Consider the following 20997-nt stretch of genomic DNA (forward strand, 5'->3'; position numbering starts at 1 on the left):
AGGGAGTTAAAGCGGAGCTTTAGTAATCGTTGATAACTCGCTGTTTACATCAAAGATGCGGCCACGTACGGATGGCACCCCAAACGACTTCAACCGGGCACTATGCATCTCTAAATAAGCTTGTGCTGAGGCCTCGTCAGTAAAAGCATAAAGACCGCCCGCTTCACCATTAGCTTGGTTTTCTGTCCAGATCTTCCACAAAAAGCCTGGCTCTTGGGTAATAGATTCTGCCAACTGTTGCATCTGTGCCGCCATCTCAGCACCAAACGGCCCTGCATACGGAAAATCCACCTGCAATATCTTCATCACCAACCTCCACCTTTTATAGCAACAAACCTAGCCATTATTAAACCATGATACCGCGCTTACAACAATTCATTGAGGAACTTGCAGACCCACCTCCGTAGCTGGGTCCGTAGCTGGGGCCGCAAGTTCCTCACGGGTTAGTCAAACAGGCTGAGTTGGTTATCGGGTGGGGTGTTTTTGCGTGAGCGTGAGCGTGAGCCGGTGCGCGAGCGGCGCTCATTGAAGCCGCGGGCGGGGCGAAGGTTGTGTTCTTTGCGTAGCTGGCTCACGTCATTTTTGAGTTGTCGATGGGCCAGCTCAAAGTCGACTAATGGCAGCGGGTAATCGATGCCCTGCTGTTGTTTTAGATGCACCGGCATCAGCCAAGGCTCAAACAGCCACATCGCATCGATAGAACGCAGTTCTGGCACCCAGCGGCGCACAAATTGCCCTTGTGGATCAAGTTTTTGCGCCTGCATCACCGGGTTATAAATGCGTAGAATCGAATTACTGGCGTGGCCACTTTGCATCTGCACCTGCGGAAAGTGAATCCCTGGCTCGTAGTCCACAAACAGTTGCGCTAACCACTCGGCCACCGGGCGCCATGGTAATGACAGTGAATAGGTTGCCGCAGAAACCAACATGGCGCGCATCCGAAAATTTATCCAGCCGTGCACATGCAAATAACGCATGCAGGCATCCACCATCGGCCAGCCGGTACGGCCATGCTGCCACGCAGCAAAACGCTCGGCATCAAAAGGCCGCGGCAACTTATCCGTAGCCGGCACCAACGCCTGAAACTCAATTCGATGATGGCTTTCAAAGCGCTGAATAAAATAACAATGCCACCATAATCGTTGGCTAAAATCCGCTAGGCTTTTACGCCAATGCAAGGGCACGGTTTTGGCACGGCTGCTCTCGGTGGCTTGCACAATTTCTTTCAAACTCAAGCAGCCATAAGCTAAATAAGGGCTCAATCGCGAGCAGCTTGAAACCGCCGTCAAAGGTGAACTAATCGAACCTCGATAACGCTCACTACGGCGAGTTAGAAAACTCTCCAATAATGCCAAACCCTCGCGGCGTCCGCCTTGCTGGCGCGATCGCAACAGGTAAGCATCAGTGCCTAAATTGGTGGGCAGTAACTCAATCGCCAACGGCCGCAACGAGGTAGATTCCAACCACGCCGGCGGCACAAAAGCGATGTGCTCGGGCAGGGTCTGCTGCGCTTGCTGCATCCAATCAAACCAATGCTCATGAAAGCGACCAACACGGCGCTGTACTGGCCGCACCACCCCAAACTGGGGATACTCATGCCAAGTTAGCTGGTGCCCACGACAAAACCGCCCCACTGCTTGGTCGCGCTTAAAGGTCCATAAATTACCGTGCTCTTGATGACTATGCAGGACAAACTGCGGCAGCACTTGATGTAACTCGCTTAGCGCCTCCAGTACATGCCCGTGAGCTAACCACAATTGTCCGCCCAGCGCCGCCAGCTGCTGCTGCAAATCCACCAAGGCATCACGCACAAACATCCACTGGCGGTTACTGGTATCAGAGAGCTGCCAATAATTCGGCTCAATCACATACAAAGCCAGCACCGGCCCAGCTTTAGCGGCTGCAGCCAACGCCGCATGGTCGACACAACGAAGGTCGCGTTTAAACCAAACCACCTGAACGCTTGTCGACATCTTCATACTGCGCGCGGCACCCAGATCGCATCATCCTGTGCCACCTCTCCAAACACCTGTAATCGATGCGGTGCGTGCACTTTCAAGCCAGCAACCCAAGCCGCACTGTAGGCGTCAACTTTATCGTGGGTGCTGCCAAAACTAATTTGCGGTAGCTGTTGCCACTCGTTTTCTGTGGCTGGCCAACCGCTGTGCTGTGCAATGGCAGCCAATTGCTGCTCAGGCACACCCAGGGCGGTCTTATGCGGAGTTTGCGGGAGTAGTTGCCGAATCGTTGCCTGCGGAAAAACTTCAATCAACGGCGCCAGCTCTGCTAACTGTTCGGCCAACGCAAAACCAGCAAGCATCCACAATTGCATCACATGAGGCATGTTCGCAACGGGCTTTCGAGCGGCCAAGTGCTGCCGCGCTTTGTCCACAATAGCCCTGAATTCTGTGGCCGACGGTGTTTTGTAACAACGAATGCCAGCGTCGGCTAACGCCTGTTCAGCCAACCGAAATGAGAGCTGCTCAGCGCGCGGGCGGAGCGGCGCATCGATACCAATACACGCAATCTGCAACTGGTAATGGTCACACACGGCATCGATATAAGCGCGCACTTGCTCGGCGTAACTCGCCGTATAGGCGTCATCAATAACGCGTCTGTTGCCCTGTCCAAACGGAGGTTGTACCGCCAACTGTCGCACCGGCAACGGCACCAACCGCGCCCCTTGCCACTGCGCAAAAACAATCGGAATACGCTTCTGTCGTGAACATGCCACATCCACGCCTACCACCACCGACGCCATCACATTTCTCCTGCCTAACCTTAAACTCTCATTACTGTCTATTCGGTGGTTTTAGATCATGATGAGCTGCGACAACAAGATGTTATTCAGGTAAACCTTGAAACGTTGGGCTTGTCTCTAAAGCCTTACACCAGGTAGGTTCACTGGCGGTAAAAAGACGAGCTGTAGGTGATAGATTGATGGGCGAATCCAAACACCCAGCAGGAACCATCAACATAGATGCACTCGGTTGATTAGGTAAAGCCGAGCCACAGTGTCTGCAGAAGCTCTTGCTGTGTCGGGTATTGGGCAGGGTAAATGAAGTGACTGCCTCAACTCCAGCAAGCCAGTTTAACGTGGCTGAACTCGCAAAAAGATTAGCGGCATGAGCCGAGCCGGTATCTTTTTGGCAGTAACGGCAGTGACACACATAAAAACTGTCAAATTCGCCCTGAACTTCAAAGGTGACGGCGCCGCATAAACACGACCCTCTATGAGTTGCCATAGTCCTATCCTTTTTTGAGTTACGTTGAGTTAAATTGAGATAATAAACAACTACTCTACTCAAGAATAAGAATTCCGCCACCTTGGATTGGTTCGTTAACCTTTCGGAGTGGCTAACTTACGCTTGGCTAGCTGAGCGCCCAGTAAGCTTGTGCCAGAGCATCTTACGGGCATCAACCATGGCCATGCCAAATAGTAGCGCTGTGATCCAAAATGCTACTTCGGTGATAACCGCAGCAGCCGTTAGCGCAATAATGCCAATCGTTTCGTCGTCACGTGACTTCTCACCGCCCTATCGGGCGATGCTTCTTACTTCATTAGCCGTTGCTCGATAGTATCGAGGCTTACGCAGCTTCCATAAGCAGAGACGACCGTCCAGCCGCCTTTAATTCCAGAATGCCTTTATCACGGATATTGAAGGCGGCATTTAAGTCGCGATCTATACCCATCGTTCCGCATGAGGGACAATCCCATGAGCGAACCGATAAGGGCATTACTTCCATTTTATGACCGCAACAATGGCAAGTCTTAGAGCTGGCGTACCACTGGTCGAGCTTGACTAGGTATTTGCCTTGCTCTTTCAGTTTGTACTCCAGTTTGTTGACAAAGCTATGCCATGAGGCATCGGCTATGTGTTTTGCCAGTTTACGGTTTTTCATCATATTGGCCGATTTCAATGTCTCAACTATCACCGCTTGGTTTTCGTCAACGAGAGTTCGAGAGAGTTTGTGTTGAAAGTCGGCACGAGCGTTTGCTGCTTTTTCGTGGCATTTAGCAACCAACAAACGAGCCTTTGCTCGGTTGGCGCTCCCTTTAGCCTTACGAGACAACTGACGCTGCTTACGTCTGAGATTTTTCTCAGCGCGTTTTACAAATCGAGGGTTGGCAGTCTTTCTGCCGTTTGATTCGATGGTGAAGTGAGACAGCCCCAAATCAACACCTGTAACCTTGCTTATAGTGTGAAGTAATGCAGGCGCTTTAACTCCATCATCCACAAGGATAGAGGCGTAGAATTTGCCAGTTTTACTCAGGCTCACTGTAATGCTTTTAACTGCTCCCGAAATTTCACGATGAATATTTGCCTTTACAGGCTGCATCTTGGGCAACTTAACAGCCCCATCCAGCACTTTTACACCCACACAGTGATAGCTCGACTGTTTGCCGTGCTTGCGTTTAAATTGCGGAAATTTGGCTTTTAACTTCGGGTTGAAGAAGTTGTCAAAGGCTTGATGCAGATTGATAACCGCCTGCTGTAAGGCGATTGAATCATATTGTTTCAACCAGTGGTATTTTCGTGATTTCTTAGCAACTGCAAGCAGCGGTTTTATGTCTTTTTTGGGGTTCAGCGTAACCCTGTGCTTGCGATACATATGAGACTTTAAATGCAGAGCCTTGTTGTACGCGAAACGCACAGCGCCAAACTGAGCTATTAAAAACACAGCCTGGTCTTGAGTTGGGTAAATGCGTACTTTTGTCGCCCTTAACATTTAAATTATACCACTGTATAAATAACCAGTATTCTCCTGATATGGCTTTGCTTGTCAAGGAAGAAGTTGAGGCTTCGCCTCAATCGCCTTATATCCCCGCCCGATTGGGCGAGGGTTTACGGCGAAATTGCTAATTGCTGCACTAGTTGTATGGATGAGATTTGAATCCTTATCCTTAAACTAGTGCATGCGGCCACTCAAGGTAAGTGCTGAGCAGCAGAAACCGTCAAACCAACTTCGGCAAGTTTTGCCGTGGCTTCAGCTTTATTCAGTTACGACACTAAGTGTCGCCACGGCAAGCTATGGTACTATCCTTGAATTGACAGCACAGTCATGCAGCAACATCAGGACGGTTCCATGAAAATTTTACACACCTCAGATTGGCATCTTGGCCGGATCTTTAACCAGCAATCGCTGCTTGAAGATCAGGCCCACATCCTTCAACAAATCATTGCCTGCGCCGTTGCCGAGCAGGTTGATGTGGTGATTGTTGCCGGCGATGTTTATGATCGGGCATTACCGCCAGCTGAGGCTGTCACCCTACTTGACCGTACCTTGAACACCCTTATCAGCGAACATCAGATTCCGGTAGTGATGATTTCAGGGAATCACGATGCGGCGAAACGGCTTGGCTTTGGCGCGAATTTACTCAAGCACAGCGGCTTACATCTATTCACCTCCTTTGAACAGTTACTCACACCCGTAACACTGACAACCGACACCGGCGAATTAGTCATTTGGGGAATACCTTATTGCGATCCTGAGCACGTGAATGACTTCTACGGGGTGAAGACAACGGATCATCAAAGCGCCCAAGAGCACGTCACCAAACTGCTTAAGCAACATCTAGCAGACCATCCTAACCAGCAAGCTACCCACGTTGTGGTAAGTCATAGCTTTATTGCCGGAGCAAGTGTGAGCGACTCAGAGCGTCCCCTCAGTATCGGTGGGGCCGAATGCGTTGATGCCAATCTGTTTAAAGATTTTCATTACACCGCCCTTGGCCACCTGCACCAAGCCCAGTATCGGGGCTACCAGCACGTGCGTTATAGCGGCTCACCGTTAAAATATAGTTTTTCTGAAGTGAACCATAAGAAGAGCGTCACCTTGGTGAAATTTACTGCCGACCAGCAGGCTTATATCAGCCAATACCCACTGAAGCCGTTACGTGATGTACGCATTATCGAAGGCGCTTTTGCTGAGATTCTCGAGCAGGGCAAAAACGACCCCTATCACCAAGATTATGTACAAGTAAAACTCACCGACAAAGAAGCCCTGTTAGACCCCATGGCAAGGTTACGGCAGGTGTATCCCAATATTCTCGATCTCACCAAGCGAGTGCTAGAACGCAGCGACAGCGAGGTCGTCAAGGTGCACAGCAAAGAGCAACTGGCACGCACAGAGTTAGACATCATCGATGACTTTTTTCATGCCATGACCGATGACCATCTCAGTGCTGAACAACGCCAAGTACTGAACGATGTAGTGCAAGACGTGCTTAACAAACAGAAGGAACTGTAACCATGAAGCCTATTTACCTTGAAATGAGCGCCTTCGGCCCCTTTGCTGACACACAGTGCATCCACTTTAATGAGCTTGGCGACAATCCGCTGTTTTTAATTAATGGCCCCACTGGCGCGGGTAAAACCACCCTGCTAGATGCCATGACTTTCGCACTTTTTAACAGCACCACGGGTGACCGCAGCGGGCAAAACATGCGCTGCGATCACGCCCCTAATGACCAAGAAACGTCCGTCGTGCTGATTTTTAGCTGCGGTGCCCACACCTATAAAGTAGAGCGCAGCCCCACCCAAACTGTCAAAGCCAAACGCGGTGACGGCGAAACTACCCGTGCAGCCAGCGCCACCCTCTGGCGAGTGCAGCCAGATGCCGCCACGCACGATGCCACCCAGTGGCAAACCAGCGAGCTACTAGCCAATAAAGTAAACGATGTCAGCCAACAGGCACAAACCTTGCTGGGCCTTAATGCCGACCAGTTCCGCCAAGTTGTAGTGCTGCCGCAAGGCCGTTTTCGTGAATTTTTGTTGGCGAAATCAAGCGAACGTGAAAACGTTCTTGAAAGCTTATTTCAAACCCAGCGCTTCAAGCTTATCGAAGAGGCCTTAAGCCAACGCGCCCTTGCCGTTAACCGCGATTACACCACCTTAAAAAACGAGCTTGAGCAACGCTTAAAAGACATGGGACACCCGACCATCGAGGCCGCTCTAGCGCATCTTGATGAATTGCAGCCCCCGTTGGCAGACGCACAAGCTGAGCATGAGCACGCTAAACAACAATTCAGCCTAGCGCAAACTCACTACACCCAAGCCGAAGAGCTTAACAAGCGCTTCGTGAACCTTGCCGAGTTACAAAACAAACTCAAACACTTGGCTGAACAGCATAACGAGATGCAGCAACATCAGCAGCAACTCAAAGCCCATGCTCAAGCACTCCATCTGCAACCGTTTTGGCAAACATTTACCCAGAGTAAAGACGCACTCGGCCATCGTCAGCTGGCATACAACAAAGCGCAAGCACAGGCAGAGCAAGCCACGGCAGCGCTGAACCAAACCCAAGCTGAACTCAAAACAGTAGCCGACCACCCGGCACGTATAGAGCAGTTGAACTTGCGCCTTGATGAGCTCAGTCGGTTAGTAGCAACAGTGCAGCAGTTACAGCAGCTAATGGCAAAGCTCCAGCAACAAGCCCAAGCGGTAACCCAAGCGAGTACACAGAAGACTGTGGCTGCTGAGAATCTGGCGCAGCTCAAAACCAACCATAACCAAGTAACCAGCGAGCTCACCGCACTTCGCGAACGGATTAAACAGCACACCAACACCGAGGCGCAGCGCACCCAATTAGCGCATCATCAACAGTTGCACGATGAACTTAATAAGCGTCATGCCGACGTGCTAACCGCCCAGCACGCATGGCTTGCCGCGCAAGCCCCATTATCTGCAGCCCAAGCTGCTACCGAACAAGCCCAACAGGCGCGCGACAGCCTCTTTTTACGCTGGTACCAAGAACAAGCCGCAGCATTGGCGCAAAAACTGCAGGCCGGCCAGCCCTGTCTGGTCTGTGGCAGCACAGAGCACCCGGCTCCAGCCCATCTAGCACGCCAGCAAGACTTGGTGAGCCAAGAACAATTAGATGCCGCTGAAGCTCTCGCCCAGACAAAACGCCGTGCTGAACACCAAGCTCAAACAGCACTTGAACTTGCGGCCAACAACCACACCAAAGCGGAGCAGGCCCGCAACGAAATTGCTAAACGCGTCAGCCAGGTGATTGACACCTTGGCTAAGCCAGTTGCGTGCTCTGCCACTCAACACGCTGCCAGTGAGCCGTCGGCCAACCAGCAGTCTGATAGCACGCACTCTGTTAGCAAGCACTCTGTTAGCAACAAAGCGCCCGCACAAGACACTGAAGAATTACTACAAGAATTAGCAGCACAGTTACAGCTGGTGCAAACGCAGTTACGTGAGTTCGAGCAACGCCAGCATCGCGAGCGCACGCAAGAAACAGAACTTGAGGCCACGCAAGCCAATCTTGTCAAGCAGATCGCCCAACAAGAGCAGGCCCTAGCCGAGGCCAATACCCAGCTACAAGATGCCACCCAGGCGCATAGCAACAGCGCAAGCCAGCTCGCCGCCCTCGATAAAGATGGCGAGCTGCGCAAGCGTGAGGTGACGCAAATAACCAATGAACGCCAACAAATTCAGACCGAACGCGACAACTTACGTCTTGCCCACGACAAGGCCCAAGCTCAATTAAAACAAGCTGAAAACCATCACACCACGGCGCAAAGTGCGCTCGCCAGCGCTCTCACAGAATTAACCACAGCAACGCAAACCTTAAACCAAGCCGAACGCCGTTGGCACGAAAAACTCAGCGCCTCAACCTTTGCCGATACCGAGGCCTTTAGCCAAGCCCTGCTAGACCAAGCAACCGCCGACACACTGCAACAGCAGGTGGAGACCTATAAAAACCATGTAACCCAAGTGCAAATGGGCATCGACTCCGAAACCAAAGCCATCGGCAACCAGGCCCAGCCTGATCTCGCTCAACTTGCTGAACAACGCTCTCAGGCCGCAACGCTCGAGCATGAAAAACTGCAAGCTTGGCAGAGCTTGTATACCGAGCACAAGCAGCTCAAAGACAATATCGATAAGTACCAAAGACGCGCCGCGCAAAGCGCCGACTTAGAACGTAATTACGCCGTACTAGGACGCCTCGCACAAACCTTAGCCGGCAACAACAGTAGCCGCATCAGCCTGAATCGCTTTGTTTTGGCTATCTTATTGGATGATGTACTCCACGAAGCCTCGCAGCGCTTAGCACAAATGACCCAAGGGCGTTATCAACTCGTCCGTCGACGTGAAGGAGGTGACGCCCGCAGTCACGGAGGCCTTGAGCTAATGATCGACGATAGCCACACCGGCAAACAGCGCGAGGTCAACACCCTCTCGGGCGGCGAGAGTTTTATGGCCGCCCTCGCCCTAGCATTAGGCCTATCCGATGTAGTACAAAGCTACGCCGGTGGCATAAAAATCGATACCCTGTTTATTGACGAAGGCTTTGGCAGCCTCGATAGCGAAGCACTCGACCAAGCCATCAACGTCCTCGCTCACCTACGCGATAACGGCCGCACCATCGGCATCATCTCGCACGTAAGCGAGCTCAAACAGCGCATCACCAAACGCATTGATGTGGTGCGAGGTATTGGCGGAAGTTCGTTGCGGGTGGGATTGTAATCCCACCCAGATTGGGTGGAGCTTCAGCTAAACATCTGTCTCCTTGTTCAGAAAAATTTGATACGCGATTACTGTTGCTATTCAAGCGTTCGTTAGGAGAGCATTTTCGACATGTTATAAAACCTTTCATCTTCACTATCGACAACAAAACCTGACCTAACATAAAGCTTGTAAGCTGGACTAATTCTAAACACCCGTAATTTAAGACGATTTGTACCCGAATTAATTGCTAAACGTTCACATTCAGCGAGGGCTGCTGCTCCAAACCCTTTATTTTGATGATGATGGCTAACCTGTAAATCACGGACATAGCAGCTATCATTATCAAATGCTAATCGTATTGCACCGACAACTTCACCTTTCAACAATAGGTCGAAATTGACCAAATCACGGATTTGTTCTTCAATTTTTGAACAATCCCAATCAACAGCATAGTGCTCGTAATATGAGCGCATATTTTCATAAGTCATCAGAGCTGAAGCTGATAAATTTTCTGTTCGCTGAAATGAAATCATGGAATCTTCTATCGCTCGCGTAAAGCGCGCCAACTTGAGAGCGTCTCAGGCTCCGAATGAAGAGGCATGCTATGTGTTTGAGTAGTATGCAATTGAGCTACCCTCGTTTAATTAAAACCTAAACAGCTAGTTTCCACTGTCGATCAATTTCCTCAAGTAAAATTTCATGTGCAGCCTGCTCGGCCTCGTAGTTGGCGAGTAAATCCAAGAAATAACTAACCGAATTATTTTGCTTAATACTTTCCATGTATAACGACCGTAATGCAGCATCTGTTGTACGTGGAATATCTGACTGGCCTTTCTCATAACGAGCAATTGTTTGCTCAGAAACACCAAACCGTTTGCCCAAAATACGTTGTGAAAGGTTTAGTTCAATTCGTAAGAATTTAAATTCGGCTTTGGTTAGCGGCATCGCTTTACTTGCGATTGTTCTAGCCAAAACTCGATGGAGCCCCTCTAAATCATCGATACTGGTATATTCTTCATCATCAATCACATCAATCGAATAGCCATTTTTCAGGTACACGTTGGGCAAGCCGCTTTCGCTGTAATGGTACATGATTATCTCCTACTCTACCCAAACTGTAACAAGTACCGAACTCGGTGAATCTTGATGCTTTTTAAGCACTACCGTCAACTCGATTATTTTCCCCGCGGCAAGTCCTTTAAGGTTAAATTTCCAATCGCCATTCAGCTCTTGGTAAGGTCCCTCTCTAAACACTGAATACTTACTTCTTAAAAGTGTGAGAATTTGACGCGAGGTAACGCCTCGCTCAAGCATTCGTTGTTTCACATGCCGACTCCAGCGAATTCGACAATTCCCTTTGGAGTGTTCTCGTCCATGAGCCACCTATCATTTTGATAGGAAATTTTGAGCTGGAACTTAGAAAATGTCAAGCGGGTGTTGGCTGACCGTTCGGTGCGATAATATATTATTGTGGGCGTTAAGTAGCAAAATTATCATGAGGTCATGATGATATGGACATACTGAATTAATGCGGTATAGCCATAATCGGTACTCCCTCCCATTTGAATTACCGTGTTACCGTTTATTTCCGTCTGCGCGAGGCGACCCAGTAACCAGCGATCGTTCGCTTTCGTGAACGCATCATTCAGCGAATTTTCAGGTAAAAAGCACTAGGTCCTGCTGAAGGTTATTGAGGTCTGCTTCGTGCCAATTGCGGACGTTAACGCCGCAAGCAAAGGCGCGCGTTAGCGCGTCCAGCCCGCAGGGCGATTTTGCCTTGCCTTGTTAAATGCTTACGCACGAGCTCCACCAGAATAGAGATGGTTAACACAGTAAGCACTACCTTTTACTTGCTTGATGTCACAGCCTGACCACATGCATGATTCGTTGGTAAGACCGCCGTGATTTTGAACAATTTTATCTTTTATGAGTGACTCACTATCAAATGCTTCCCAGTTTTCGGATGAGGGTATTTTTACTGCATAGCAGGTTTGATATTTATCCCACTCATCGACTTTGTAGAGTTGCTTGCAATCGGGACATTGCATTAACAAAACCCAATTACCAACATCCAGTTGGTTTAGCTTTGATTTGAAATCAGAGTGATTGTTGCTGATATCAATTAAAGCGGGTTGTTCTTTGCAATTGCACATAGCTTCCCTTGGCATTTAACGTTTGAATTCACCGGTGCTGCGCGGCTTTATCGCGCAGCGTCCGGTGGAATGATGGGTTGGGCATTCAGTGGATAAACCTCATCGGATAAGCTGCATTAGGGCTGCCATCAACGCATCTGAAACAGTTCTTGATGGAAACGCTCTGGTGGCAGGCCGTGGGCGAGGAAGTCCTCGCGCAGCGCCTGACCAAACCTCGGCGGGCCGCAGAACCAGATGCTGGCGGACTGCCATTCCGGAATGACGGCACGGATGCGCTCGCCATTCAATCGTCCATCCTTGCCATCGACCAGCAGGTGCAGACGCACGCTTGCAGCTTCGGCATCTGCCGTGAGACGGTCGATGGCGGCCTGATCGAACTCGGCAGTCGGATGAAAGAGATCAATCGTCTTTGCGTCCGGGGTGGCGGCGCGTTGCTTGAGGCGGGCGATAAACGGCGTGATGCCGATGCCCGCACCCACCCAAATCTGATGTGGCTGCGCATCCTCGAAGTCGAAACAGCCGTAAGGGCCTTCCACCGTAACCGGCATGCCGATCTTCAATCTTTCCCGCAAGCGGCTGGTGTGGTCGCCCAGCGCCTTGGCGATGAAGACGAGCCGACGGTCAGCGGGGTTCCAGGCGGAGGCGATGGTGTACGGATGCGCGCCTTCGTTTTTGTCCGAGGTGACGAAGGCGAACTGCCCGGCGGCATGGCCGCGCCAGCCGTCCTCTAGCACGACGGCGGTCTCGAGCACGCGCAGCGCGGGATAATCGATCAGACCCGCGATGGTTCCCGTAACCTTGCGGCCGGTGCCGATCCGCCCCGTCAGGGTCAGCAGCGCGGTCACGGTGCCGCCCAGCAGCAAGGCCGCCATTAGCCAGCCGACCGGCTGCGTCCAATACTCCACCTTGGTGAGCACGGCGGAGTGATAGGCCAGGGCAAGGTAGGCGACTGCGATCCATTTGTGGGTTTTGACGAACCAGTGGTAGGGGAAGCGCTTGACCAAAGCCAGAACGATCAGCACGACGGCGGCGTAGAACGCCCATTCGCCGACGGATTCGGCAAACCCCCGCTGGCTGCGCAGCCAGCCTTCGATGTTGCCGAGGGTTTCTCCGGCCACCGGTTTGCGCGCGGGCTTTTCCAGCCAGCCCCAACCCACCATCCATTTGGTGCCTTTTCCCCACCACCAGTGAACGATGGCGACCACCAAGGCGGCGATGCCCAACCACTTGTGCAGGCGATACATCTTGTCCAGCCCGTCCAGATGCGGCTCCAGCCATTTCGGGCGCAGCGCCAGCAGCATGGCCACGCTCATCAAGCCGATGCCGATCACCCCGCTGTACTGCATGAACACGGTGCGAAACGAGAAGTACGTGAACGGCTCGGGCAACAGCGTATCGGCGGCGAGCCATAGCGCAGTCAGCAGTAGCAGGACAACCAGAAGTGAAACCTTAATGCGCTTCATGGATCATCTCCGATGCAATTTCGTATGTAGCCCAACGCCCGCAGCACAGGCCGAAACTCGCGCAGCGGTTGAGGTCCAGGCCACGCAGTGGCCGATTGTGACTGCGTTTGTTATGCATTTTTATGCTCGCTGAGCTTTTTGTCGGAAAACGCAAACAGCAGTATTGGAAACCATACTAGTACTGCAATTATCAACGCTCGAATACTAAAAACGGCTGAAATTGGTGCATATAGTAACCACAACGGCCAATTCAGCCATGCTGCAACAACATTGCTGCCCAGAAAACCTTGGCATTCGAACCCAATTAGCATTGCGTCATACGCGTAGCATCCGACAAAGTTAGAACCTTTACTGCCATATTCCACAGTTAGAAATATCAAAATGTCTGCTACTACTGCCAGAGCTAAAGCGGCTATAAGAACCAATGATATTTTTTTACACAGTTGCCAGTTCATAGTGATGCATAACGCTCTGTTAAGGGGTGAGCAACGCAATACCGAAGTCGCCGTAAACCACCTTAATCACTAAATTTAACGCATAGCAAAAATGCCACGCGTTGCGAATCCCTCTTAAACAGCTTGTTATGTTCGAAGCTTCACTGCTGTACCAAACACTAGTATTTCTGACGCACCATCAGTAACAGAGCTAGTTGTAAAACGTATGCCCACTATCGCATCTGCATTTAACTTTTCAGCATCTTCTATTAGTCGTTGTACCGCTATATTTCTAGCTTCCATCAACATCTCGGTATATCCTTTGAGCTCTCCTCCGACAATACCTTTCAATCCCGCCATGATGTCTCGGCCAACATGTTTAGATTGCACCACATTTCCATTCACAATGCCCAACACAGCTTCGATTTCCTTGCCAGGAACCGTTTCAGTCGTCGTATAAATCATAATTTACTCCTAGAACATAACGCCCCAATATGCCGACGAAACGAGCGCAGCGAGTTGAGGTCGGAATAATTGGCTTGTTAGCTTTCACTTCTACCAACTTGTTTTGCTATTTGCCCACTCAAAGAAAAATGAACCTCGATGTCTGTTGGGTTAATATTGCTAATTTTATATTCACCACCTAACAACCAAGGTTGTATTAAACTATATATTTGGCCGTTAGATAATACTTTGCCAGATTGAATTAAATCACCGACCATTTGTATAGCAAAACATTCAACAACAAATTCTTTGTCTGATAGAAGTTCGTTAAACTGTTCAGGTGACTCAGCTACCTTAGAAAATTCTGCTCCGCCAGTATCTAACCACCAAACTTCTCTATTTTCGACATGCTGTACAAATGCGTCACCAGACGCTGACATCAGAATTGGTAAGAATTTACCCTCTAAAAGCCACTCCCAATCACTGAGTAAAGAGTCTCGATTTAGATGAGAAAAATTTACGGTTAAATCATTCAGAGTCATCGACACTTCCTGTGAAAGCTAACGCCTTGCTAATTGGCTGCCGCAGCGCAGCGTAGGCAGTCCAGTGGAGGCCACGCTTTTTGTGGCCGGAACGAAATTAAGCAACTTGTTAAGTGGCTTTGATTTTAGCTTTAATATCATCATAGCTCTGTGCGCGTACATTGATTTTACTGCCAGTATGGATCAAAACTTCCCTTGCTCCCATACCACTTGCAAGTTCACGTAAGACTCGCTCCTCTATATCGCTTAGCCCACCATCAGTTTTTTCTAGTTGATGCATGATTACTCTCGGCGCGGCTCTTAACTTTGAGCTATTCAAAGTAAAAATACCATGCTGCAATATCTTTTCAGCCAGCGTGAAATTTCCGATAAAACTTCTAGTGTGTGAAAAAGGGTTCGTTGTCTGAATAGTTGGCCCCGATAACGATTTAGCTTCTCGACCAATAGCCTTAATCTTTTCTTTTCCCTTCCCGCCTTCTAGCGATATCCAAGGTTCAATTTCAATAAATTGCCCGGTTGAAAATTTTTGCATTGTGATTTTATTTTCACTCAACTCAACCAGCAGGTCGAAGGAAAACAGGCTTCTAATGAATTCGAATATCAAATGCGGCCTCCAAGCCACTTAACGCCCGAGCACAGCGGCACGAACAACGTGAGTGTCCAGCACCGCAGGTGCGTGCTGATGCGTCTTGTTATGCAGCTGTAAGCTCAACCTTCTGCACTTTATCTAAACTCAAATTTTTGCCAGCATGCCATAAATCGTAAGCATCCTGCATTGCCAACCAACTCTCAGGGCTTCTGCCTAACGCTTTCGATAAACGAAGTGCCATTTCGGGGCTGATGCCACTTTGACATTTCAAAACTCTGTTCAAAGTAGACGGCGAAACGTCTAGTTTTGCCGCCAGATAACGGCAACTCAAGCCGAAAGGCTCCATATAAGTTGCTGTTATAAATTCGCCCGGATGGGCTGGGTTAAACATTACAGACATCAGTGATAATCCTCATAATCAAGCAAATACACATGCCCATCACGAAACTCAAAGGTCAAACGCCAGTTGCCACTGACCGTGATCGACCAAATGCCTTTTCGGTCACCTTTTAACGGATGGAGTTTGTATCCTGGAATGTCGAGATCTGAAACTTCCATCGCAGTATTCAGCGCCGTTAATTGCAAACGCAATCTGCTAGCATGTTTCACCTGAATACCGCGGGTACTTCCTGTTTCGAAGTAAAGCCTCAGTCCTTTGTGCTTGAAAGTTCTAATCATGGATTATAGTGTAGCGCGTTGCGCAATAGTGTCAAGCTGCATAACGCCGCCAGCACGCGCGGCCTTGTAGTGAAGGCGCAGCCGCAACGAAAAAGACGTCGCCGTGCCTGGCCTTGTTAAGCAAAGCATTTCGGAACCCGAATCTTCTGGTAATCAATGGTAAGCGGCTCTATAACCCATGCAAGTTTCTCAAGTGCATGCATCTTTTCAATTACCGATGAAACCACCAAGTGATGCCGGAGTGAATCATTAACTTTCTCTCGAATGCTTGCAAGACTCTGAATTACAGCTTTATCTCGAACATGAAAAACATCAGCGTTAAAAGTCAAGTCAATTAACTCTTCAGTAGAAACATCGCTATATTTAGTTGATTTGTCTGAGCGTTGCCAATGCTTCTTAATGGACTCCAAACAGTTTACAGCTGGCGATTCATGAGCGTATGACTGCACAAGATTTCGAACTTTATAGAAACAAACTAAGTCCTTTTCTAGAATAAAATGACGAAAGTCTACATAGAGGCCTTTCAGCCTATGAATATCGACGCCTAGGCCTGTACTCGACTTTTTCCCCTCTTGGTCGAGCCCCACCCATCCAGAGAGATTAGCTCCGCTCATTTCAAGGGATAGCCAATTTTCCCTAAGCTGGCCATATTTACTCTTGAATAGATCTAATTGATCAATCTGTTCTTCTCCAATTGGACGGCTTAATTCAACCTCAAGAGTATCCATCTATTCTCCTACTTAACGCCCACATTAACAGGCAAAAAATAGTTGGGTAAAATTGGCGACGCAGGAGCAAAACCAACTGTTTTTTGTCCTGTTGAATTGTTTGTTATATGTACTTTTTACCATTGTCTTTTCTGAATTTTAAGTAACACGCTAAAAATAAAAAAGGGAAGCCTACCCACGGGTAAAACAACATCTTGAGCATTGGTATTAATTCACCTTTTTCTGCAGCATATACCCAAAAAGATGAAGATAAGGAAACCTGAAAATAGATTTCAGCCCATAACGCGCATATTGATGAAATAACAAAGAACCCAATAAGGTTTAACTTTAGAGATTTTAGTAATTCCATTTAATTTAAAACACCATACTCTAGGTACATATAACATTTGTATATTGTGCGTGCGCGTTTAGCAACTCGTCCAATTCATGGTTTTCAGCTCTTAACTTACTGAGCAAGCAGGCATTCCTAACTTGAAAGAATCCGAGTTAGCAAAGGCAATTTGAGCATGCTCAGTTACGCTCTACCGAGCGCACAATATCCAACCTTTATTTTTGTTATGTCATTGACAGTAAACGACTTAAACACACAACACAATAACAAAACACGCAATATCGCCGAAGTGAATGTGCCGTACATCGCTGGCGACACCATCACTTACTAATAACGTGACGGCTAGTCACTAGTTGCAGTAACCTGAAAGTCCAATGTCCGCAATTCGCTCAAACCAGACATTACCGCCTTACTTGCTGCGACTCGATTTCCACAACTTTATTGCCGGAAAATAGTACCGTTAAGTAGTATTCACCTCCGATATCACCTTTCACAACATAAGACCATGCTTCGGCTGATCTGCCACCGCGACCAAATCCAGTGTTGACGCCGATAGTCTGGCGATCGCGCATATCGGGATTGCCTATTTTGTTCATCACTTCGATTTTGGTCATGCCGCAGCGGATAAGTTCTCCACCGCTAATCCGAAACGAACAGGCTTTTGCTGTTGGTGAGTATGAAATCACCATGCTGGCAAAGATCATTAACAGCCACTTCATAACAGAAGCTCCTGTGAGACATGAAACTTTAACTTAACTTCTTAGTAACGTGAGCGCAATTACACAAAAGCTATAATAAAGTCGCCATGCATGAATTTCGCCCTTGATTGCCTGATTGCCCCATACACATGCAACCAAATCAAAATAGTTGTTGTAGAAAATAGACGAGCCTATTCAAACTCTCGCAATAGTATTGGCAGGATATGCTTTCTGCTTAATTGATGGTGGGTAGCATTTCGGTATTTATTATTGTGGGCGTTAAGTAGCAAAATAATCATGAGGTCATGATGAGGGACAAACTGAATTAATGCGGTATAGCCATAATCGGTACTCCCTCCCATTTGAATTACCGTATTACCGTCTATTTCTGTCCGCGCGAGGCTACCCAGTAACCAGCGATCGTTCGCTTTCGTGAACGCATCATTCAGCGAATTTTCAGGTAAAAAGCGTCCACTCCTTAGTGCTGAGAACCAAGTTGCTAAATCATCTATTGAAGTGACCATGCCACCGGCACCCATTAATGCCCACGTTAATTCTTTTTCAAACGTCGTTTGGCCGGGATCATCACCACCGTATCCTCGAGCAATCTTGCTATCAATCAAGCGGCCATCTTGATAAAACCCAGTTTTATACAGATGCAACGGAGAAAGGATTTGAGTTTGAATGTATTCCTGAAATGGTTGATGGCTCACCTTTTCTACGATGGCTGCCAATAATGTATAAGCCGCATTCGAATAAGCCGTTTTATCACCTGGTTTGGCAATCAATGGCATGGATAAAATTCGCCGTTCAGCCTCTGCTTTATCCATGAATTCAAAATCGGAATCATTATGAAAGTTATCCAATCCACTGGTATGGCCCAATAGCTGAGTGATTGTTATCAGCTTTAATTCATCGGGTGCATTTGGATAAAATTCGACGAGGGTTTGAGTCAGTTCTATTTTATTATTGGCTGCTAATTGAAGCACCGCAGCCGCGGTAAAGGTTTTTGCAATAGAGCCCATATCATATACAACGTCAGCATCGTTTTTACGCATTTGCTGTCTATCAGCGAGACCAAATGCCGCTTCGAGTAGTGTTTCACGTTCATGAACTACTAACACCATGCCATCGAACGTACCGGCGATATGCTCACGCTCAAGCTCGTGCATTAAATCAGTAACAACTATTGAATTACTCTGAGTTATTACCGTAACACTGCTAACATTCGGCGAGCTGCTACAACCAATGAATACGAACGTTATTAGAATAAGCCCTATTTGGCGCATCATGCCCTCACCTGCCTCACCATTGCTATTGAACTTTTGCCATGATGTACTGTTTTTTTGTTTTTCGCCAAATATAGATACCTCCGAGCAGAAACAAAGCAACGATAATTGGCATGAGCTTATTGTCGGATCGCCAAGCTTTTTCTGATTCTGCATAGGAACGAACTAACAAACCATCCACCGATAACTGAAAGAAATCATGATAGACCTTTGAGGAATAGATAGGTGAATGAGTGTCTGTAGCGTCGTACAGAATCGTCACAATCTTACCTTCTGAATTCATCAGTGAATCTTTAACAACGTCTTGCCCATCAGCCTTTGATGGATAATTAAAATTCATTGACTCATTAACGAAACCAAAACGTATTCCGTATTTGTGTTTCTGGACCCAACTGACTAGCCCACTTTTTTCTCGTAGTTCTTCTTTGAAAGGAAAGCCGCTATTAACCTGAGTTAACTGGAAGAATCCAATGCAAAGTCCTAGCACCATCGATACTGCTGCTAGCAACAAATTCCGATAGTAGGTGATTTTTGACATACCGGCTCTCTATTTAAAACTTCTAAAGTTAGTGTTGATTAAACAGCAATACCAGTGGCAGCCAAGTGAATAATTCCGGATGCACTGTTCGGAATCTCCGAAATACACAGCCACTTTTTCGCTGAAATCTGGATGTAACTCAGGAGGTCACGAACTGCTCTCGAAGCCGTTTCGATTCAAAATACTCCTCAGCCGCAATTGTTGTTCTGAAATCTACATCCACACCACCAATTTGGTGCACAGCATGACGAATTCTAGCCAACTCAACATTGAAGAATTCTTTACGTAAATTGACGGCATTAACTCGATGCTGGCTAAATTCGCGATGTAAAGCGGTTTCTAATGCTGGGGCATCATCGGCGAATATAATCGCATGCACATCAAAGGAAAACGGAACACTCGCATCGCCAAGCTCTCGAACCCTATCCATTGGATCTAAGCGTCTGGTCATTCCGATTTTATAAACATTCTCCCCAAATGAGCCAACATTACTGATCACGTAAACGTGTCCACGACGGGTTTGCTCTGCGAGGCTTTTTACACGTTGCTCCTTGGCCTCTGCTTCGGCTAATTGTTGTTCCAAGGCTGCAATTTTTGCTTCCGCAAGTGCCCGCTCTTCTTGTGACAATCCGGTCAATTCCTGTCGAGCCTTTTCAAGCAACTCACGATACAGTTTTTCTTCCCTTTCTGCGGCAGCCAAAGCTTCACGATACTCTCGTTCTGCCTTTGCTTCTTCACGCATTTGCTCGCGGATTAGACGCTGTTCTTCGAGTTCATCTTTCTTCTTAAGCGAATATTCGTATTGAATACGGCATTCCTGAAACTTTAATTCAACATAATCGTTATTAAAGCCACATCGTTTAGATGCTACTGATTTTTCAAGGTCATTGGCGAGTTTCTCTATTTGTGACAGGGTTCGCTCGAAGGTAGCAGGGCTTACTTTACCTATCAACATATCGCATTCTGTATTGAACGCTTTCAGTAATAACTTTATTTGACCATCAATGATGCTCTTATCAATCGACACTACGCCAGAGTCTGTCAATTTCCCTTCGATTCTGATGGCTTGTTTATCCTTAATCAATTGCTTCTGTTGCTCGCGCACTAGTTTAATCTCAGCGGCATAACGTTCACCAGTCTGAAAAAGGTACTCAGGCATCTCAAAGTGTCCAAAGTCAACAAACTCCTCAATCCGACTGTAGAGATCAACCTTAGACATTACCTCGTGCAACTCTGACTCTTTCTCTAGTCGTTTCTCTTGCAGGCTTGTTATTTCGGTTTTTATATTTGTTTGATCGAGGATAAGCTTTTCGATAGCTTGTTCTAAGTCTTGTTCGCGATGTCTAAGCTCTTGGAGCGCTTTGGTCTCACGATCAACTGCTGTAAGTTCATATTGTGCGTTGCTTAATTTATCTTTTACTACGTTGACTTCACTCAGCAACTTGTCGAGCTCAAGTTCCTTTTGCCGGATACTTGTAGTGTGCTCTTTTAATACCTCTTCGAGCCGTTGTCTACGTTCTTCATATTCAGCGACTGCGTTTTTCAGGTTGCCAAATGATTCAATCTTGTTATCTACGCGACGAGAGAGCGATCGATAGATAAAGATTACCGCTATCGCATTAAGCAAAATCAACAAAACTTCCATG

General features: G+C 47.9%; 23 protein-coding genes. 3 read left to right on the forward strand and 20 right to left on the reverse strand.

The features are described 5' to 3' along the window. Window positions 1-6 precede the first annotated feature (6 nt). The 5 genes from KGF88_RS05705 to KGF88_RS05725 all read right to left on the reverse strand — a co-directional run bounded on the left by KGF88_RS05705 (window position 7) and on the right by KGF88_RS05725 (window position 4731). Entirely contained in the window at window positions 7-306 is a 300-nt protein-coding gene (locus KGF88_RS05705; protein WP_153827304.1) for a monooxygenase, read from the reverse strand. A gap of 137 nt (window positions 307-443) precedes the next feature. Next, the gene (locus KGF88_RS05710; RefSeq protein WP_162014639.1) at window positions 444-1973 is read right to left on the reverse strand and encodes an FAD-binding domain-containing protein; all 1530 of its coding nucleotides are present in this window, start codon (window positions 1971-1973) and stop codon (window positions 444-446) included. A gap of 2 nt (window positions 1974-1975) precedes the next feature. After that, window positions 1976-2761 (reverse strand): DUF429 domain-containing protein, encoded by a 786-nt coding sequence (locus KGF88_RS05715; protein ID WP_153827302.1) that lies wholly within the window; start codon window positions 2759-2761, stop codon window positions 1976-1978. A gap of 82 nt (window positions 2762-2843) precedes the next feature. After that, window positions 2844-3245: a GFA family protein gene (locus KGF88_RS05720; RefSeq protein WP_153827311.1), complete on the reverse strand. Its 402-nt coding sequence runs from the start codon at window positions 3243-3245 to the stop codon at window positions 2844-2846. A 343-nt stretch (window positions 3246-3588) separates the two neighbouring features. After that, window positions 3589-4731: a transposase gene (locus tag KGF88_RS05725; RefSeq protein ID WP_257119973.1), complete on the reverse strand. Its 1143-nt coding sequence runs from the start codon at window positions 4729-4731 to the stop codon at window positions 3589-3591. A gap of 357 nt (window positions 4732-5088) precedes the next feature. Here KGF88_RS05725 and KGF88_RS05730 point away from each other — a divergent pair, with 357 nt between their 5' ends. After that, a complete protein-coding gene (locus KGF88_RS05730; RefSeq protein WP_153827382.1) occupies window positions 5089-6252 on the forward strand; it encodes an exonuclease SbcCD subunit D in 1164 nt (387 codons plus the stop codon). A 2-nt stretch (window positions 6253-6254) separates the two neighbouring features. After that, the gene (locus tag KGF88_RS05735) at window positions 6255-9482 is read left to right on the forward strand and encodes an AAA family ATPase (RefSeq protein ID WP_153827381.1); all 3228 of its coding nucleotides are present in this window, start codon (window positions 6255-6257) and stop codon (window positions 9480-9482) included. A 92-nt stretch (window positions 9483-9574) separates the two neighbouring features. Here KGF88_RS05735 and KGF88_RS05740 read toward each other — a convergent pair whose 3' ends face one another. The 11 genes from KGF88_RS05740 to KGF88_RS05795 all read right to left on the reverse strand — a co-directional run bounded on the left by KGF88_RS05740 (window position 9575) and on the right by KGF88_RS05795 (window position 16495). Beyond that, entirely contained in the window at window positions 9575-9997 is a 423-nt protein-coding gene (locus KGF88_RS05740) for a GNAT family N-acetyltransferase (protein WP_153827380.1), read from the reverse strand. A gap of 118 nt (window positions 9998-10115) precedes the next feature. Beyond that, window positions 10116-10556, reverse strand: coding sequence for a helix-turn-helix domain-containing protein (locus KGF88_RS05745; RefSeq protein WP_153827379.1), 441 nt, complete (start codon window positions 10554-10556; stop codon window positions 10116-10118). 701 nt (window positions 10557-11257) lie between these two features. Then, the gene (locus tag KGF88_RS05750; protein ID WP_110077049.1) at window positions 11258-11617 is read right to left on the reverse strand and encodes a metal-binding protein; all 360 of its coding nucleotides are present in this window, start codon (window positions 11615-11617) and stop codon (window positions 11258-11260) included. Between the two features lie 128 nt (window positions 11618-11745). Then, window positions 11746-13080, reverse strand: a complete 1335-nt coding sequence (locus KGF88_RS05755; RefSeq protein ID WP_153827407.1) for a ferredoxin reductase family protein — start codon at window positions 13078-13080, stop codon at window positions 11746-11748. Between the two features lie 110 nt (window positions 13081-13190). Continuing rightward, window positions 13191-13535, reverse strand: coding sequence for a hypothetical protein (locus tag KGF88_RS05760; protein ID WP_153827406.1), 345 nt, complete (start codon window positions 13533-13535; stop codon window positions 13191-13193). 126 nt (window positions 13536-13661) lie between these two features. After that, window positions 13662-13979 (reverse strand): heavy metal-binding domain-containing protein, encoded by a 318-nt coding sequence (locus KGF88_RS05770; RefSeq protein WP_110077055.1) that lies wholly within the window; start codon window positions 13977-13979, stop codon window positions 13662-13664. 77 nt (window positions 13980-14056) lie between these two features. Beyond that, on the reverse strand, window positions 14057-14500 hold the full coding sequence (locus KGF88_RS05775; protein WP_110077045.1) for a T6SS immunity protein Tdi1 domain-containing protein: 444 nt from the start codon (window positions 14498-14500) through the stop codon (window positions 14057-14059). A 109-nt stretch (window positions 14501-14609) separates the two neighbouring features. Further along, complete coding sequence (locus KGF88_RS05780) at window positions 14610-15104, reverse strand: rod shape-determining protein (protein ID WP_228759599.1); 495 nt, start codon at window positions 15102-15104, stop codon at window positions 14610-14612. A gap of 88 nt (window positions 15105-15192) precedes the next feature. Next, window positions 15193-15489 (reverse strand): HigA family addiction module antitoxin, encoded by a 297-nt coding sequence (locus KGF88_RS05785; protein WP_110077044.1) that lies wholly within the window; start codon window positions 15487-15489, stop codon window positions 15193-15195. Then, complete coding sequence (locus KGF88_RS05790) at window positions 15489-15767, reverse strand: type II toxin-antitoxin system RelE/ParE family toxin (RefSeq protein WP_110077043.1); 279 nt, start codon at window positions 15765-15767, stop codon at window positions 15489-15491. Before KGF88_RS05790 ends, KGF88_RS05785 begins: the two co-directional genes overlap by 1 nt. A 116-nt stretch (window positions 15768-15883) precedes the next feature. Continuing rightward, window positions 15884-16495: a hypothetical protein gene (locus KGF88_RS05795; RefSeq protein ID WP_153827367.1), complete on the reverse strand. Its 612-nt coding sequence runs from the start codon at window positions 16493-16495 to the stop codon at window positions 15884-15886. A 506-nt stretch (window positions 16496-17001) separates the two neighbouring features. Here KGF88_RS05795 and KGF88_RS05800 point away from each other — a divergent pair. Next, complete coding sequence (locus KGF88_RS05800; protein WP_153827366.1) at window positions 17002-17157, forward strand: hypothetical protein; 156 nt, start codon at window positions 17002-17004, stop codon at window positions 17155-17157. Between the two features lie 70 nt (window positions 17158-17227). On the opposite strand, the gene KGF88_RS05805 is transcribed toward KGF88_RS05800, so the two are convergent. The 4 genes from KGF88_RS05805 to KGF88_RS05820 form a co-directional block, all read right to left on the reverse strand. Then, entirely contained in the window at window positions 17228-17545 is a 318-nt protein-coding gene (locus KGF88_RS05805; RefSeq protein WP_110076353.1) for a DUF2845 domain-containing protein, read from the reverse strand. A 170-nt stretch (window positions 17546-17715) separates the two neighbouring features. Then, the gene (locus tag KGF88_RS05810) at window positions 17716-18816 is read right to left on the reverse strand and encodes a serine hydrolase domain-containing protein (protein ID WP_228759593.1); all 1101 of its coding nucleotides are present in this window, start codon (window positions 18814-18816) and stop codon (window positions 17716-17718) included. Window positions 18817-18838: 22 nt separating this feature from the next. Then, window positions 18839-19351: a hypothetical protein gene (locus tag KGF88_RS05815; RefSeq protein WP_110076352.1), complete on the reverse strand. Its 513-nt coding sequence runs from the start codon at window positions 19349-19351 to the stop codon at window positions 18839-18841. A 139-nt stretch (window positions 19352-19490) separates the two neighbouring features. Further along, window positions 19491-20996 carry a DUF4041 domain-containing protein gene (locus KGF88_RS05820; RefSeq protein WP_153827365.1) on the reverse strand — a complete coding sequence of 502 codons (1506 nt, stop codon included), beginning with the start codon at window positions 20994-20996 and terminating at the stop codon, window positions 19491-19493. Between the last annotated feature and the right edge of the window lies 1 nt (window position 20997).

This window comes from Idiomarina loihiensis, assembly GCF_024584785.1.
Taxonomy (GTDB): Bacteria; Pseudomonadota; Gammaproteobacteria; order Enterobacterales; family Alteromonadaceae; genus Pseudidiomarina; species Pseudidiomarina fusca.

What these genes read in the sequence shown, in the direction of transcription:
- KGF88_RS05710 (WP_162014639.1), bottom strand. Translation starts at nt 1,973, where the DNA reads ATGTCGACAAGCGTTCAGGTGGTTTGGTTTAAACGCGACCTTCGTTGT.
- KGF88_RS05770 (WP_110077055.1), bottom strand. Translation starts at nt 13,979, where the DNA reads ATGATTTATACGACGACTGAAACGGTTCCTGGCAAGGAAATCGAAGCT.
- KGF88_RS05790 (WP_110077043.1), bottom strand. Translation starts at nt 15,767, where the DNA reads ATGATTAGAACTTTCAAGCACAAAGGACTGAGGCTTTACTTCGAAACA.
- KGF88_RS05805 (WP_110076353.1), bottom strand. Translation starts at nt 17,545, where the DNA reads ATGAAGTGGCTGTTAATGATCTTTGCCAGCATGGTGATTTCATACTCA.
- KGF88_RS05745 (WP_153827379.1), bottom strand. Translation starts at nt 10,556, where the DNA reads ATGTACCATTACAGCGAAAGCGGCTTGCCCAACGTGTACCTGAAAAAT.
- KGF88_RS05810 (WP_228759593.1), bottom strand. Translation starts at nt 18,816, where the DNA reads ATGATGCGCCAAATAGGGCTTATTCTAATAACGTTCGTATTCATTGGT.
- KGF88_RS05760 (WP_153827406.1), bottom strand. Translation starts at nt 13,535, where the DNA reads ATGAACTGGCAACTGTGTAAAAAAATATCATTGGTTCTTATAGCCGCT.
- KGF88_RS05740 (WP_153827380.1), bottom strand. Translation starts at nt 9,997, where the DNA reads ATGATTTCATTTCAGCGAACAGAAAATTTATCAGCTTCAGCTCTGATG.
- KGF88_RS05750 (WP_110077049.1), bottom strand. Translation starts at nt 11,617, where the DNA reads ATGTGCAATTGCAAAGAACAACCCGCTTTAATTGATATCAGCAACAAT.
- KGF88_RS05785 (WP_110077044.1), bottom strand. Translation starts at nt 15,489, where the DNA reads ATGTCTGTAATGTTTAACCCAGCCCATCCGGGCGAATTTATAACAGCA.
- KGF88_RS05730 (WP_153827382.1), top strand. Translation starts at nt 5,089, where the DNA reads ATGAAAATTTTACACACCTCAGATTGGCATCTTGGCCGGATCTTTAAC.
- KGF88_RS05820 (WP_153827365.1), bottom strand. Translation starts at nt 20,996, where the DNA reads ATGGAAGTTTTGTTGATTTTGCTTAATGCGATAGCGGTAATCTTTATC.
- KGF88_RS05705 (WP_153827304.1), bottom strand. Translation starts at nt 306, where the DNA reads ATGAAGATATTGCAGGTGGATTTTCCGTATGCAGGGCCGTTTGGTGCT.
- KGF88_RS05815 (WP_110076352.1), bottom strand. Translation starts at nt 19,351, where the DNA reads ATGTCAAAAATCACCTACTATCGGAATTTGTTGCTAGCAGCAGTATCG.
- KGF88_RS05775 (WP_110077045.1), bottom strand. Translation starts at nt 14,500, where the DNA reads ATGACTCTGAATGATTTAACCGTAAATTTTTCTCATCTAAATCGAGAC.
- KGF88_RS05755 (WP_153827407.1), bottom strand. Translation starts at nt 13,080, where the DNA reads ATGAAGCGCATTAAGGTTTCACTTCTGGTTGTCCTGCTACTGCTGACT.
- KGF88_RS05795 (WP_153827367.1), bottom strand. Translation starts at nt 16,495, where the DNA reads ATGGATACTCTTGAGGTTGAATTAAGCCGTCCAATTGGAGAAGAACAG.
- KGF88_RS05715 (WP_153827302.1), bottom strand. Translation starts at nt 2,761, where the DNA reads ATGGCGTCGGTGGTGGTAGGCGTGGATGTGGCATGTTCACGACAGAAG.
- KGF88_RS05800 (WP_153827366.1), top strand. Translation starts at nt 17,002, where the DNA reads ATGCTCAGTTACGCTCTACCGAGCGCACAATATCCAACCTTTATTTTT.
- KGF88_RS05725 (WP_257119973.1), bottom strand. Translation starts at nt 4,731, where the DNA reads ATGTTAAGGGCGACAAAAGTACGCATTTACCCAACTCAAGACCAGGCT.
- KGF88_RS05735 (WP_153827381.1), top strand. Translation starts at nt 6,255, where the DNA reads ATGAAGCCTATTTACCTTGAAATGAGCGCCTTCGGCCCCTTTGCTGAC.
- KGF88_RS05720 (WP_153827311.1), bottom strand. Translation starts at nt 3,245, where the DNA reads ATGGCAACTCATAGAGGGTCGTGTTTATGCGGCGCCGTCACCTTTGAA.